The sequence below is a fragment of the Arthrobacter sp. Cr_A7 genome, assembly GCF_029222765.1.
Classification (GTDB): Bacteria; Actinomycetota; Actinomycetes; order Actinomycetales; family Micrococcaceae; genus Arthrobacter.
The window spans coordinates 1-1,019 of the sequence record NZ_JARHXQ010000062.1; the positions used below are offsets into that span (position 1 = coordinate 1).

Annotated in this window: 1 pseudogene; it reads left to right on the forward strand. The window is 63.0% G+C overall.

Annotated elements, in window-relative coordinates:
- Positions 1-876: pseudogene (locus tag P2Q66_RS03570) on the forward strand (flagellar biosynthesis protein FlgA); the annotation flags it as partial.
- Between the last annotated feature and the right edge of the window lie 143 nt (positions 877-1,019).

Sequence of the window (1,019 nt, forward strand, 5' to 3'; positions counted from 1 at the left end):
ATCATGGAACTCGTCGACTGGGCCCGCACCAGCGGATTCGACGTCGTCTGCGCCGGCAAGGGCGCCAAATTCCTCGAGCACTACCACGAGATGAACCCCGACAACGTCTGGGAAAACTGGGAATTCTCCAAGGAACTCACAGACTCCGGGCAGCTGAACCCGAACATGCACACCTCCTTCCGCGACGGCACCAAGGCCGCCATCGAAATGGCCGCCGTCGCCAACGGCGCAGGACTGGTCCCCTCTGACACCGGGCTGACGTTCACGCCCGGAGACGTTGAGGAAATTGCCTCAATCTGCCGCCCAGCCGACGTCGGAGGAGCCCTTGCACACGAAGGGACCGTGGACGTTATGTCCAGCGTCAACCGCGACGGCACCTGGATCCCCCACAACACCCAGGAAGGCGTCTTCGTCGTCGTGAAGGCAACGAACGCCTACGTCTCCGGCTGCTTCAACGAATACCCCTGGCACCCGGACCCCACCGGCCAGTACGCCGCCCTGTACCGCCCCTACCACTACGTCGGCCTGGAACTGAACGTATCAATTGCCAACGCCGTGCTCCGCGGAATTTCCACGGGTTCACCCATCGGCTTCTTCGGGGACGTTGTCGCCACCGCCAAGAAAGACCTCAAAGCCGGTGAATTCCTCGACGGCGAAGGCGGATACACCGTCTGGGGCCAACTCGTTTCCGCCAAGCACTCCGTCACGACCGGTGCACTGCCGGTCGCACTGGCCCACCACGTGGAACTGCGCAATGACGTGGCCAAGGGCGGGATCGTCCGCTGGGAAGACGTCATCATGGACGACTCCCTCGCCCAGGCCCTCGAACTGCGCCGGGAAACCGAAGCCCTTGCCCTTGAGGCAGTGTCGAAGTAGCTGGCAAGCGGGGATTCCACATTGGGCTGAACCTGCATCCACTGAAAGTTCGGCCCCTGGAAACCTCGCCCTCGCCGCTCTCAGCTAAGTCTGACGAACACCCTGCGGATGTTCGGCGCGGACCGACGGACTTTACCCGTCGG